The 13,453-nt window shown below is 37.1% G+C and carries 13 protein-coding genes; 10 read left to right on the top strand and 3 right to left on the bottom strand.

Going from position 1 to position 13,453, the window contains the following annotated elements:
• Positions 1–41 precede the first annotated feature (41 nt).
• From F931_RS11645 to F931_RS11600, 9 genes are all read left to right on the top strand, one after another.
• Entirely contained in the window at positions 42–629 is a 588-nt protein-coding gene (locus tag F931_RS11645; protein ID WP_016141558.1) for a hypothetical protein, read from the top strand.
• Positions 630–719: 90 nt separating this feature from the next.
• The gene (locus F931_RS11640; protein WP_016141557.1) at positions 720–1,118 is read left to right on the top strand and encodes a hypothetical protein; all 399 of its coding nucleotides are present in this window, start codon (positions 720–722) and stop codon (positions 1,116–1,118) included.
• Positions 1,118–1,624: a DUF1833 family protein gene (locus F931_RS11635; RefSeq protein ID WP_016141556.1), complete on the top strand. Its 507-nt coding sequence runs from the start codon at positions 1,118–1,120 to the stop codon at positions 1,622–1,624. The genes F931_RS11640 and F931_RS11635 overlap by 1 nt, the downstream gene beginning before the upstream one ends.
• A complete protein-coding gene (locus F931_RS11630; protein WP_016141555.1) occupies positions 1,621–1,983 on the top strand; it encodes a hypothetical protein in 363 nt (120 codons plus the stop codon). The genes F931_RS11635 and F931_RS11630 overlap by 4 nt, the downstream gene beginning before the upstream one ends.
• Positions 1,976–5,413, top strand: coding sequence for a host specificity factor TipJ family phage tail protein (locus tag F931_RS11625; protein WP_016141554.1), 3,438 nt, complete (start codon positions 1,976–1,978; stop codon positions 5,411–5,413). Before F931_RS11630 ends, F931_RS11625 begins: the two co-directional genes overlap by 8 nt.
• 618 nt (positions 5,414–6,031) lie before the next feature.
• On the top strand, positions 6,032–6,421 hold the full coding sequence (locus tag F931_RS11615) for a hypothetical protein (RefSeq protein WP_000433918.1): 390 nt from the start codon (positions 6,032–6,034) through the stop codon (positions 6,419–6,421).
• Between the two features lie 41 nt (positions 6,422–6,462).
• Entirely contained in the window at positions 6,463–7,008 is a 546-nt protein-coding gene (locus F931_RS11610) for a glycoside hydrolase family 108 protein (protein WP_025470342.1), read from the top strand.
• 298 nt (positions 7,009–7,306) lie between these two features.
• Positions 7,307–9,541 carry a TonB-dependent receptor gene (locus F931_RS11605; RefSeq protein WP_016141551.1) on the top strand — a complete coding sequence of 745 codons (2,235 nt, stop codon included), beginning with the start codon at positions 7,307–7,309 and terminating at the stop codon, positions 9,539–9,541.
• Positions 9,542–9,635: 94 nt separating this feature from the next.
• Entirely contained in the window at positions 9,636–10,319 is a 684-nt protein-coding gene (locus F931_RS11600; RefSeq protein WP_016141550.1) for a Fe2+-dependent dioxygenase, read from the top strand.
• Between the two features lie 50 nt (positions 10,320–10,369).
• Here the strand turns inward: F931_RS11600 and F931_RS11595 are convergent, their stop codons facing one another.
• The 3 genes from F931_RS11595 to F931_RS11585 form a co-directional block, all read right to left on the bottom strand.
• Complete coding sequence (locus tag F931_RS11595; RefSeq protein ID WP_016141549.1) at positions 10,370–10,765, bottom strand: Fur family transcriptional regulator; 396 nt, start codon at positions 10,763–10,765, stop codon at positions 10,370–10,372.
• Positions 10,766–11,130: 365 nt separating this feature from the next.
• Positions 11,131–11,430 carry an AzlD family protein gene (locus F931_RS11590; protein WP_016141548.1) on the bottom strand — a complete coding sequence of 100 codons (300 nt, stop codon included), beginning with the start codon at positions 11,428–11,430 and terminating at the stop codon, positions 11,131–11,133.
• The gene (locus tag F931_RS11585) at positions 11,423–12,142 is read right to left on the bottom strand and encodes an AzlC family ABC transporter permease (RefSeq protein WP_016141547.1); all 720 of its coding nucleotides are present in this window, start codon (positions 12,140–12,142) and stop codon (positions 11,423–11,425) included. Before F931_RS11585 ends, F931_RS11590 begins: the two co-directional genes overlap by 8 nt.
• A 686-nt stretch (positions 12,143–12,828) precedes the next feature.
• Here F931_RS11585 and F931_RS11580 point away from each other — a divergent pair.
• On the top strand, positions 12,829–13,422 hold the full coding sequence (locus F931_RS11580; RefSeq protein WP_016141546.1) for a DUF4142 domain-containing protein: 594 nt from the start codon (positions 12,829–12,831) through the stop codon (positions 13,420–13,422).
• Positions 13,423–13,453: the final 31 nt, after the last annotated feature.

Here is a 13,453-nt window from a genome sequence, read left to right as displayed (position 1 = left end):
AATTTGATAGAGTCTTTTAGTTTTAAAAATATGGTCATGACATGAAAAAAATAATTGTAATTTCTGCAGTAGTTTTAGGGCTTGCTGGGTGTGCCATTCCTGCAGTAAATAATCTCGTAAGATCTACGAATATGTATCAAGATGAAATAGACGGTGATACAGCTAATTTAAGGGTTTATAGAAGTAATATACCCATGGTGCAGTTCTATATTAATTATCAAAATAATAAGGGTGAAAAAATTTCTAAAAACCTTATAACGAAGCAGATAACAAATAATTTAACAAAGTATGGCTCAATGCATGAGCCAAAAACATTGAATATGCCTAAACCTACAATTGCTTTGAATAACGGTGAAGAATTTTTTGAGTTTAAGGTACCCGCAAATAAGAAGTTAACTTTTAGACTTACCTCTGTTATTGGATCAACTACTATGTATAGTTGTGATGTAAAAATGGACTATCAGTTGGAAAGAAATAGAAATTATGAATTGATCCGATTAAAACAAATCAAAAATATTGTGAATCCACCTTTATTGACTGAACCATCTCAAGATGGAACCTATTGCAAGTTTATAGTGAAGGAGATTTTTGAAGATGGTAAAGAAACTGTAATTAAGCCAATTTCATAATGTTAAATAATCTATGTAATTAATTAAACTCAAATCCTTGTTTCATAAGACCACCTTTCGAGGTGGTTTTTTATTACCTGAAGGAAAGTTATGTACAAGTTAAAGCTAAATCCTCAAACAAATGGCTATGGCGTAACACCGGGTGATGATGTAAAGCGTCAGCAGATGGATGGAGGGCGTGGACGCTATTACATCGATGTAAAACGTAATAGTCATATAGTCGATGTGAACTGGAATTTAAGTAAAACCGATTTCAATAAGATGATGGCTTTCTGGCGTGTTTACCAAAGCAAGCCAGCATCATTTTATGCGGATCTGGTCATTGACCAGGGGACGCGCCAGCAATACCAATGTAATTTTATTCCGAACTCGTTTAAGACCAACGAAGTGAATGGCAATCTTTACCGGGTAACTGCCCAGCTGGAAGTTATTCAAAACCAGCCTAATGCTACTGCTGATCAGGCCCTTATTAGTGATTGGGTGGTGTAATGGATAACGAATACGCCAAGTTCTTTCTCAATCGCAAAGTCGATATCTATCAACTAGAGTGTATTGAGTTATCACATCCATCTTTTCTAAATACATATCGGGTTGTTCGCAACAATGATCAGGGTGTCTATGTCCAGCATAAAGAAGGATCAGGACAGGTCTTTTATGAATATCTACCCATGTCTATCCAAAGATCTGGAATGTTGGGTGATCTGGACCAGACCTTAACTGTTTCAATTTCAGGACTTGGTGATGTCTTGCCGGATGAGTTTGAAAGGGTAATTGAAGGGCAATATTCAGACGTTAAGCCTACCGTAAATTATCGGCTCTATAGTTCAGACAGCTTGAATACACCAATCCATTATTTGTTAGGACTGAAACTTTCAGGCATATCAATGAATCATAAAGCTGTGACATTCAAGGCTGAATCACCACGATTAAATACTGCGAAGACTGGAGATATTTTTGCACTGGATCGCTTTAGTGGTCTGAAGGGGGCTGTATGAAAAGTCATGATCATTTGCTTGATAAGCAATACGATGAAGAGCAGTACAACTGCGTTCATTTTACCCATGAAGCTGCAATGGATCTCTACGGAATAGATCGTAGTGAGGCTTTGGATTTATTCATGCAACCAAAAGGCAAAATTACTTTCCTGCCATCAAGATTAAAACTTTTAAATCCACTGCCCATGCCCAAGGAGGGCTGCATTGTCGCCTTCCATCCAAGACAAAGAAATAAGCCCCCACATGTGGGGCTTTTTCGTTTAGGTCGTGTACTGCATCTAATGGAAGGTGGGGTCACTTATTTAGCTGAAGACGTTATCAGAGCAATGGGGTTTAGTCGGGTCAGTTACTATGATTAAGATTATTTATAAACAGGATCCTTTGTCTGAAGAAAAGACAGTGGAATATGCTCACACCATAGGGCAATGGCTAACTTCCAAATATGAATCTATGCCTGAGCATGTCCGTATTTTTCATACATCAAGCAATATGGATCATGCAGAAATTTCGTTTGCCAATGAAGTTACACCTAAGAATGCTCATGACTTAAAACAGCTAGATTTCTTACCGGGCACTTTTATTGTGATTGAAAATCCGAAAGGTATGCCTGCACTTATTGCGGCAATCGTTTCTATTGTTTTAAGCGTGGCGGTTGCATTTTTAATGCCCGCACCATCGATTGCTCAAACCAATCAGAATAACAACCAATCCTCATCTGCAAATAATGAACTTTCAAATCGTGAAAATAAGATGAGGGTAAACGGCCGAATTACAGATAACTATGGTGCTGGATGGAATACACCTGATCTGATTGCTGTGCCTTACAAGGTTTATGAAAACAATGTTGAAGTTGAGCATATTGTTGGCTGTATTGGTCGTGGCCACTATCAAATTAATGGCGCGTACGATGGTGAAACCAATATTGTTGATATTGCAGGGGCATCAGTAGAAGTCTTCCGGCCAGGCGTTGATATTGTTTCTGGACAGCCTTATTTTTCACTTGGTACTGAAATTACCACACCACCATTAAGTGTTCAGCATCAAAACTCAGTGAATGGCCAGATATTACGTCCAGCAGATACTCAAAGCCTAGAAGGTATTAATTATCTTATTTTTGCTTATCCAAACGAGATTCTACGAGCGGCTGCTAATAATATCGATTTAACGACTAAGTTTGTCAGCAATGACCGCGTTGAAATCACCAATGCTTCTTTTACATATAACGGGCAAACATACGATTTAAACGGTACTTATAGCGTCTTATCCGTTGCTGACGATCGCATGACGTTATCAAATCCTGCTGCAGTTAATCCAAACTGGTTAAAGCTAAAAGAATTATCTAACCAACAAACAGCTGCTTTATCTCCAAAGCTTGCATCGATTGGTGAGAAATGGATTGGTCCATTCATCCTGGACAACATTGAACGTAGCCGTGTCATTTTTAACTTTGTAGCCAGTAATGGGCTTTATACGGTATCAGCAGGCGGCAATCAGGCAGCTGTAAACGTTACGCTTGAAGTTGAGGTCACGCCGGTGAATGAATCAGGTGTAGCCATTGGCAATCCAATGCTGAAACAGATCATTCTGAAAGGTTCAGCAAAGTCACGGCAGACTATTGGCGCAACGCTGGATATGGTCACATTCCAAGGACGCTGCAGCGTACGTGCACGCCGTTTAACACCTACACCGGCTGTTGAAAGTGTAGTTGATGAGGTGAAGTGGCAAGCACTTTACGGAGCATTCCCGCTGCAAAGCACTAAATATGAATATGAAACGGTTTTTCGTGCACGTACTTATGCAACTACAGGTGCGCTCGCAGTTAAGTCGCGCAAGATCAATTTTGATCTTCAGCGGATGTTACCCACTTATAAAAATGGGGCGATGACGACTGAGCTATTTCCTACCTCAAGCTTTGCTGATGCGCTGGTCTCAATGGCGCTCGATGACAAGATCGGTCGCCGTACGATTGATGAGATTGATATAGAAAATATCTACCGTACTTATAACGATATTGTCGATTATTTTGGCACACCGTTAGCGGCAGAATTTTGTACTACGATTGATGATACAAACCTTTCATTTGAAGAGCTAGTTACTAACCTTTGTGATGCAGTGTTTTGTACAGCATATCGACAAAACAGTAAGCTCAAGATCTACTTTGAACGACCAACAGATAACTCGGTGTTGCTGTTCAACTTCAGGAATATCATCCCTGATAGTTATAAGCATGATCTGACCTTTGGTATAATGGATGATTACGATGGGTTGATCTATGAATACACGGATCCGACCGATGATAGCCGTATTAATATCTACTTGCCGGATAAAGGAACCAAGAACCCTAAAGAGGTGAAATCGGTAGGTGTACGTAATAAGTGGCAAGCGCATTTCAATGCGTACCGGCTTTGGAACAAGCTCCGTTTTCAGCGCAAATCTATCACCTTTGATGCAGCACCTGAGTCTGAATTGCTGGTTTTACGTGATCGCATCGCTGTAGCTGATTATAGAAATGGAATTCATCAAAGCGGCGAGGTAGTGCAGCAAGAGGGCTTAATTCTTACATTGAGCCATGATGTCGATTTCATTGCAGGTAAGAGTTATGTGATTTATCTACAAATGGGAGATGGTAGCGTTGACTTGATTCCTATCACTGCTGGGTCTGCTAAGAACAAAGTGGTTTTAGGTCGCTTACCAAACGGGGCATTAAAGTTAAGTCCTGATGATTTCGTTAATACGATTTATACAGTCGTGAATGACGATACAAAGGGTTCATTGCCTTACTTGGTTGCTAAGAAAGATCCGGTTGACCAATTCTCAAATACCATTACGGCAGTGAATTACGATGTACGTTACTACCTCAATGACAAGGACTTTATTGATGTACCAGTTGATGATTCGCCGATCTACATTCGATACGATCAGTTAGATATTAATCTAGCGCGTTTATATCAAATGCAAAGAGGTGATTTGCCAACGACAGGTGAGATTAGTTTTGTAGTTGAAGCAGGCGCTTTGGTATCGAGTTCAAGTTCACTTCGGCCAGAAACCAAAATGATTTATAAACATACTTATGATTCAGAAACTAAAGAGTTTATTGTTCCAGCTGCACCTGAATTACCAGCGATTGATACAGGGGAGTTTCCTTCAGGTCTTATCGTAAATCTTACGATTAAAGGAGCTGTTGTCGGGCGTGGTGGTGATGGTGGACTTCCTCATTTAGCGTATGGTGGTCGGTCTAGTGATCCAAATTACAGCTTTACTAAAACTCGCCGTGACGGATTCCAAGGCGCACCAGGTCTAATGAACCGGCACAGTAAGTTAAACCTGATCATTGATGGAGGGACACTGGCTCGTGGCGGTTCAGGTGGTGGTGCAACTCCTAGTGGTATTTACACTGAACTCGGCTATGGAGTGCAAGGTGTTCCTGGTGGAGCTGGGGCGCCGTTTGGCAGGGTTATGACAGGACAGCCAATCTATAATGATACTCAGGACTGGCGTTGGTATCTTGATGGGGGATATTTACTGGTTGTAAAAGTGACTGATGCTGAGGCTGAAATACCAGGTAAAGGATATAGAACCCCAAATGATGATCGTTATGGATCTCCATTGTCGGGTGATGGTGGTGGATGGGGCCAACGTGGTACCAAGTCTACCAACGATGGAACATGGAACTGGAATTACCATGGAACAACTGAAGGGCAACCGGGTGCAGGCGGTGCCGCAATTGTCGGAATTTCACCACTCACAACACAATTGATCAATGGAGGGAAAATTTTACAAACCCTTTAATACTTTGAAAGAAAGAAGAACTAAGCTTAAAGGCATTGAGTGAAGTATTTTCTAATAACTTTATTAATGCCTTCAAGTTGAATACTTGTTTTAACCCCAGAGGAGGTTTTTATCACCAAGGTTTTTGACTTGTACATGCTATTTAAAATTTTTTTACTATTTTCTTGAGAAAAGACATATCGATCATTTTTTATGCCCGAATAATATACTTCATATTTTCCATCCGTATAAAATGCAAATTTCTTTTCAAGATTTACTGGACTATAGATTTTAAGTGTTGGATTTTTAGAAATTAAATTACAACGCAAAGTTAGAGATATATGACCTGATCTTGGTCTAATAGTAAGAATACTTTCATTTTGAAATTCTGTGAAAATTACAGAGGACTTTGAAGTACATGCCGATAGTAGAAATATCAAAGCAATAGTAAAAATATTTTTCAAATTCATATTAAGGTAAAGTAGACAAGTCTTTTTTATTTTAATACCAATCTACCAAATAGCGTGTATTACATTTTTGAATACATTCTGATTTAGCGGCTTTATTTATGAAACCTTAAAAACCCTTTGCTTTAGAAGTAGAGGGTTTTTTTATTGTCTTATTTTACTGGAGATATAAATGGAACCAGTTTCAACAAGTGGTTTAACAGCAATTTTAAAATTTTATGGTGCAGCAATTATGGTGACTTTAGCTGTCGCTTTAGTTGCAGCAGTAGTATTAATGACACGTATGCCACGATCACCTCAGGAATGGGCCGTAGGTCTAATTTGTACAGTCGTATCAAGTCTAGCTGGCGGCTCATTCATTATCGTAAAGTGGGGTCTTCACGAATGGGTGACTGATGTATGGGGGATGATTGCCTTAGGAGGCTTCTTCTTTGTATGTGGATTACCCGGTTGGGCTTTAGTCCGATGGATCTTTAATTTCATAGATAAACAGGAAGGTAAAACGATCGTTGAAGTGATCAAAGAGTTTAAAAAAGCCAGAAAAGACATCGAGAACAGTTAATGCCGCCTTCGGGCGGTTTTTTATTATCAGAGGAAATTGAAATGAACATCGAACAATATCTTGATGAGTTGATTAAACGCGAAGGTGGGTATGTGAATAACCCAGCAGATCGAGGAGGTGCAACCAAATACGGCATTACTGAAGCAGTAGCACGTGCAAACGGGTTTAAAGGTAACATGCGTAATCTGCCTTTAGATGCGGCCAAAGTGATTTACCGAAAGAATTATTGGACGGCTCCGCGTTTTGATAAGGTTAATTCTATTAGTTCAGCAGTAGCTGAAGAGCTTTTAGATACCGGTGTAAATTGTGGTACTGGATTTGCAAAACCACTTTTACAGCGTGCTTTAAATTTACTAAATAACCAGGGTAAAGCAGGGTGGCCAGATCTATCAGTAGATGGAATCTATGGTCCAGCGACATTAAATGCACTTAAAACTTACTTGGCCAAACGCGGGAAAGACGGTGAAAAAGTATTAGTGCGAGTACTTAATATCATGCAAGGCCAACGTTACATTGAAATCTGTGAACGTAATCCCTCACAAGAACAGTTTTTCTATGGTTGGGTCGCTAACCGGATTTCTTTATGAAAACTTTAATATTGTTATGTATTCTTTTATCAGGATGCACAGCTCATACTATTAATAGCAATGTTTCGGTTTCGATCTACATAAGAGCCCTTTAAAAAAGGGCTTCTATATAAAAATAATAATAAAAACAAGTTTTGAGGAAAAATAAAATAATTTTGTTAAATATTTTTAATGAAAATCAATGGATTATTAAATTTTTCTGAACGCGAGTTATAGGATTTTTATATTAAATTATTGTTTTAATAATCAATAATCATTATTATTCGCGCTAATATTTACATGAACACACAAAATACATATGGAATTTATTAAGTCTCGTAAGAAGATTGCTAAATCAGCAATAGCGTCTTCATTATCAATTGTAGCTACAACTGCAATAGCTGCTCAGGAAAACTCTGTACCACTTCCATTGATTCATGTGCAAGCAGATGCAGAAGTTACACAGAGCCTTAAAGTTGATAAATCAGCTAATACTAAGTTCATAGCACCTTTATTAAATACTCCAAAATCAGTTTCAGTAATTTCAAAGCAACTTATTGAAGATACGAAAGTAAATACATTAAGTGATGCACTTCGTACTGTCCCAGGCATTACTTTAGGCGCAGGTGAAGGCGGTAACCCAAATGGTGATCGCCCATTTATTCGTGGTTACAACTCTGAAAGTTCAATGTACGTTGATGGTATTCGTAACTCATCATCACAAAACCGTGAAATGTTTGCTATCGAGCAAGTTGAAGTGACTAAAGGGTCTGCTTCTTCTATGGGCGGTGCAGGTTCTGTTGGTGGTAGCATCAACATGATTTCTAAAGTTGCTAAAAAAGGTGACTCTTTAGAGGGCTCTGTTCAAGCAGGTACTGATAATTATCAACGTATCACGTTAGATGGTAATAAAGACTTTGGTAATGGTACTGCTGGTCGCGTTGTCCTTATGGGGCATAAAAATGAAAAAGCGGGTCAAAGTGATGGTGCTGAATACAAGCGTGTAGGTATCGCGCCTAGTATTACATTTGGATTGGATACACCAACACGTACAACTTTAAGTTATTACTACTTAAGATCTGATGACACTCCAGATTCAGGTGTTCCATATAATTACGATACGGCTAAAAAGGCAACTGTTGGTAAGCCTGTTGATGTTAAACAAGGTATTTACTATGGTTTAAAAGGTCGTGATTTCCAAAAACAAGAAAATCATATTGGTACTTTTAAGGTAGAGCATGATTTAAATGAAAATCTTACTCTTGCTAACACTGTACTCTACAGCAAATCAAAAAATGATTACCTTTGGACTCAGCCAGATGATTCAAAAGGGAATGTAGCGAACGGTAAAGTTTGGCGTCGTATTAACTCTCGAATTACAGATACTGATATTTTCACTGACCAATTATCTTTAAGAGGCAAGTTTAATACTGGAGCTATCAAGCATAGCTTTAATGTCGGTGCAGAATACAGTGATCAAGAGTCAGATAAAGGTAGCTACTCGACAACATATCCAGGGTATGAAGGTTCTACAACGGGCGGTTTTAATAGTGACTGTGCTATTAATGATGCATGGTGTACTTCATTAACAAATCCTAATTCTAAAGATGCATGGTTAGGTGGTCGTATCGCCAATAAAGCAACTACGACAACGACTACAAAAAATACTTCTGTCTATTTATTGGATAATATTGAGTTTAATCCTCAATGGTTACTTGATTTAGGTGTTCGTTGGGATAAGTTTGATACCGAACAAGTTACCAATGCAACTGGCGCTAAAATCGAGAGTAATAAAGATTTTGTTACTTACAATGCAGGCGTAACTTTCAAGCCTACTGAAAATGGTAGTATTTATGCAAGTTATGCAACTTCCGCTAACCCAGTAGGTGTAGATGGTGGTGATGGTTCTGAGTCAATCGGTCAAGCTTATATGGACCTTAAGCCAGAAGAAAGCCAAACCATTGAATTGGGTACAAAGTGGAACGTTCTAAACGAAAAACTTAATTTGACTGCTGCCATTTTCCGTACAGAGAAACAAAATACACGTATTCAAGTAGATTCAAGTCATTATACGAATGGCGGCGATAGTAAAGTTGACGGTATTGAACTTTCAGCAAACGGAAATATCACTGATAAATGGGCTGTGAGCGCAGGCTACACCTACTTAGATAGTGAAAATACTGATCCAGGGCCAAGCTGTAGTCGTGCTGGGGTATGTAATCCTGAAAATGCAGCTAAAGGTAAGCACCTTCCAAACGTACCTAAAAACTCTGCAACTTTATGGACTACATACAAAGTATTGCCTCAAGTTACTGTGGGTGCTGGCGCTTTCTATGCTGACAAAGTATATGGTGATGCAGCTAATACAAAATGGGTTCCATCGTATGTTCGTTATGATGCGATGGCTCGTTATGACGTTAACAAGAATGTTAACTTACAACTTAACTTAAATAACCTTTCTGATAAGCGTTACTTTACTAAAGCGTACGCTTCACACTATGCAACTGAAGCAGAAGGACGTAGTGCAGTATTATCAGTTAACTTTAAATACTAATAAGTTTAAAAATTTATTAGTCTTAAGAAGTAATCTAAAATAGCCTCAATTTGAGGCTATTTTATTAATTAAAACTATTTTTAAAGGTATCGCCGTGATCCACCATATTCCTAATGTACTTACTAAAGAACAAGTCCAGTTTTTCCGTCAAGAAATGGACAAAGTAGAATGGGTTAATGGAAAAGTCACTGCTGGTACACTTTCAGCTACAGTAAAACATAATCAGCAATTGCCTGAAGATCATCCTCTAACTCATCAACTGAGTAACATCATCCTTGATGCATTAGGAAAACATCCATTATTCTTATCTGCTGCAATTCCATTAGATATCATACCGCCTTTATTTAATCGTTATGAAAATCATGAATCTTTCGGTTTTCACGTAGATAATTCAATACGCCTAATACGTGGCAGTAATCAGCGTTTAAGAACAGATTTATCTTGTACGGTTTTTTTAAGTGAGCCTGAAGAGTACGAGGGTGGGGAACTCGTCGTTGAAGATACGTATGGATATCATGAAATTAAATTGCCTGCGGGTGATATGATTTTGTATCCATCTACCAGTCTGCATGAAGTGACTGCTATTACTTCAGGCTGTCGTATAGCATCTTTTTTCTGGGTACAGAGCATGATTCGTGATGATGCCGAGCGACATATGTTATTTAATTTAGACCAAACTATTCAAAACTTACGTATGCAACTAGGTGACGAGCATAAAGAAGTTTTGAACTTAACAAATACTTATCATAATTTGATTCGTAAGTGGGCTGAGGTTTGAATATAAAAATATTAATGTAAGTAGCGTAAATTACTAGATTTTAATTTACGCTACTTATAAAGATTAACTTCAATATTTAGAACTTCTTCATCAATATTTTTTAATAAATTTTCTAATAGCTCTTCTATTTTTTCATCATAGTCATACGGAAGAGATTTTCCGGTTTTGGTATTAATAATATTTAAGTTAATTTTATTTGAAGCTGGAGTATAGATCCCTCTATTACTTTTACCTAAAACAGCTCTTTTAACTAGTTTTCTGTTTTCAAATTCAGCTAATACGCGATAGGTTGTAGCTAGACTAATCTTCAGGTTCTTCTTTTGAGATAGGACATATATTTCTTCTGCGGTTATCCCTGTATTGTGTTCATGCACAAATTTATAAATCGCAACACGAGAAGAGGTAGCTGATAAACCGTTTTCAATTAACTGTTGGTGGTAATCCATTTAGTTCCTCTGCTAAAGGCTTATTTCATTGACTAAATCACTTAAGAAGTCTTTGATAGATTAAAAAAATCTTTTTTAATAACCAATATGTTTAATGTTAATAATAAACCATTTGGTATAAAAAATATTACTATTAAAGTTAGAAAATTAATTTTATGTGGAATCATATAAGTACTATTAGGTCATATCAGATAAGGTTGGTTCTACATTGGAATCTGTGAGCGAACCCTAGCGGTTGGATTGCTAACCGAGTTTCACTATGCAGGTTCTGGTTTTGCTGTGTATTGGATTATCTGGATGCTCAGTTCATGCGATCAATAACAAAGTGAGTGTAGGTATTTGTGTGAATGCCCTTTGAAGAGGGCTTAATTCATTAAAAACTTTAATATCCCTAAAGAAGCTACGGAAATAATTAGGGTAGGTAACATTGAGAGTCGAGTTGCACAGGCTACTGCAATCAACATTGCAATAACAACCTCAGGATGAGGTGAAACAAAATAAGGTGCAATTACAGAGACGATCACACATCCTGGAGCACACTCTAAGACACTTCGTGTTCGTGGACTGAGTGTTCTATTTCTTAATAAAAGATAACCAAGTAAGCGTGTAGCATAGGTCACTAAAGCCATACCTATAATTGTGATTAATGCTGTAGTACTAATCATGTTTTTCCCCTAATAACCATGCTGCAAGTAGCCCACTGAACGTTCCCGCTAAGACATACATATGACCCGGTATTAAAAGATAGACAGCACATGAGACAACTAAACTAACAAGCCATGGCCGAGCAGCACGAAATCCTTTCCACATTCCCCGTAGTAAAACTAAAAATACAGCTGGAAACGCAATTGCAAATCCATATTTCTCCATATCCCCTAAGATAGGGCCGAGTATGGCGCCGATTAAAGCAAAACCAACCCATACTGGATAAAAAGGAAAACATGCTCCAAAAAAATAGCTAAAACTGAGCTGTTTTTCTGGAATAGGCTTAGTTGCATTTTTCAATGCTTCTCTATAACTCACAGCCCAACCTTCATCTGCCATAAAGAATAAAGCGGGAATAATTTTTCTTTTGGGTAAATGCTGTATATATGGGGTAATTGCTGCACCCATAATAATATGTCGGCTATTAATTAGAAAAGTAATCAAGACAATGGTAAGTATGGGTAATGGAGAATGCCATAACTGAATTGCAGCAAACTCCGAACCGCCTGCAAAATTGAGAGCGGTCATTAAGAAAAGCTCTACAATTGAAACGCCCACTTGAGAGGCTTGTGCGCCTAAGACGATGCCATATGGTGCAACTGCCAATAGAAGAGGTAGCGCATCCTTGACACCTTTGAAAAAATCATCTTTTTGTGAAGTACTAACGATCATTACTCAACAATAGTTCACTTATTCACATATGTCGTATGTTGAGATAAGTAAAACGAACTGCCTCTTTCTTTATCCAGCTTGCAGTATGAGATGAACAATAACTAAAGAAAAGCGCATAATTCTTTTATATAGTATTTGAAAATCGAATAGATACCTTACAGTAAATAAATTTGAAGTTTAGATTTTTAATTAGCAGGAGGCACAGCTCATACGATATCTACAAAAGTGCATGTCACTGTTTGTGTGCAGTGTGTGAATTAAAGTCTTTAGGAGAACGCTTTTTTATAGATGGGCGAATAAGTTAAATTGGTTTAAATTTTCTTTAAATATATTTAATTTTAGCTTTAGTATCTATAAGTTAATATAACGAGCTTTATTGTTATTTTCGTAAAAATAAAAAATAAAAATTGTTTTTAAGTTGATGTTTTTTAAAATTATATATATTTTATATTTACATTAATAAGATTGGATACAGATGTATGATTCATTATTAAATTTATATCATCTACTTTAAATAAGCTATTTACCCTTTGCGAAGAATATTCAACGAGCGGTATAAATATGGTTGATTGAAATAATGAATAAATAACCCCAACCTTGAATTTATAAGTAGGGATATAGATTGGAAATGTGAAAGAGCTACCCATAGGTAGAAATACTCATGAATTAAGTTAAAGGATATTGGTATGAAAGCTATTTTAACGAAGAAAATTATTAGCTGTATCGCAATTAGTGGTGTTTTAAGCTTCAGTGCATTTGAGATTATGGCAGCGAATCAACAAACTATAAATGATGGGAAGAATCACTCTAAAATATTAAATGAAAACCATGAAAATTTGACTGATAGTCAAATTTTCCAGATATTAAGTACAGCTAATAATGGTGAAATTAAGCAGGCAAAAACTGCATTACCAAAACTAAAAATGGATGAAGCTAAGAAATATGCTGAAATGATGATTAAAGAACATTCAGCCAATGAAAGAAATGCACAAGCGTTGGCAAGTCGGTTACAGTTGATTTCACAAACCAGTAATCTTAGTAAATCATTGCAAAATGATAGTGATAAAATTGTTAGTAAGCTTAATCAAATAACATCAGATACTGATAAAAATTATATGATGAGTCAAGTTAAAGTTCACCGTAAAGTTTTGACGATAATTGATAAGCAGTTAATACCAAACACGAAAAGTTCTGAATTAAAAAATATGCTCGTACAAACACGTAATGCTGTTGCGAAACACTTAAAAGCGGCTGAAGATATATTTAAAAAGATGAAATAATATACATCTATAATATCTTTTAAAAATACTT

Source organism: Acinetobacter pittii ANC 4050, assembly GCF_000399685.1.
In the GTDB taxonomy this organism is placed as follows: Bacteria; Pseudomonadota; Gammaproteobacteria; order Pseudomonadales; family Moraxellaceae; genus Acinetobacter; species Acinetobacter pittii_E.
Note: the sequence above shows the minus strand (reverse complement) of the source record. Positions and strands in the feature narration are given on the sequence as shown.

Coding starts and splice junctions, on each gene's coding strand:
- F931_RS11645 (WP_016141558.1), top strand. CDS start 42: ATGAAAAAAATAATTGTAATTTCTGCAGTAGTTTTAGGGCTTGCTGGG.
- F931_RS11640 (WP_016141557.1), top strand. CDS start 720: ATGTACAAGTTAAAGCTAAATCCTCAAACAAATGGCTATGGCGTAACA.
- F931_RS11635 (WP_016141556.1), top strand. CDS start 1,118: ATGGATAACGAATACGCCAAGTTCTTTCTCAATCGCAAAGTCGATATC.
- F931_RS11630 (WP_016141555.1), top strand. CDS start 1,621: ATGAAAAGTCATGATCATTTGCTTGATAAGCAATACGATGAAGAGCAG.
- F931_RS11625 (WP_016141554.1), top strand. CDS start 1,976: ATGATTAAGATTATTTATAAACAGGATCCTTTGTCTGAAGAAAAGACA.
- F931_RS11615 (WP_000433918.1), top strand. CDS start 6,032: ATGGAACCAGTTTCAACAAGTGGTTTAACAGCAATTTTAAAATTTTAT.
- F931_RS11610 (WP_025470342.1), top strand. CDS start 6,463: ATGAACATCGAACAATATCTTGATGAGTTGATTAAACGCGAAGGTGGG.
- F931_RS11605 (WP_016141551.1), top strand. CDS start 7,307: ATGGAATTTATTAAGTCTCGTAAGAAGATTGCTAAATCAGCAATAGCG.
- F931_RS11595 (WP_016141549.1), bottom strand. CDS start 10,765: ATGGATTACCACCAACAGTTAATTGAAAACGGTTTATCAGCTACCTCT.
- F931_RS11590 (WP_016141548.1), bottom strand. CDS start 11,430: ATGATTAGTACTACAGCATTAATCACAATTATAGGTATGGCTTTAGTG.
- F931_RS11585 (WP_016141547.1), bottom strand. CDS start 12,142: ATGATCGTTAGTACTTCACAAAAAGATGATTTTTTCAAAGGTGTCAAG.
- F931_RS11580 (WP_016141546.1), top strand. CDS start 12,829: ATGAAAGCTATTTTAACGAAGAAAATTATTAGCTGTATCGCAATTAGT.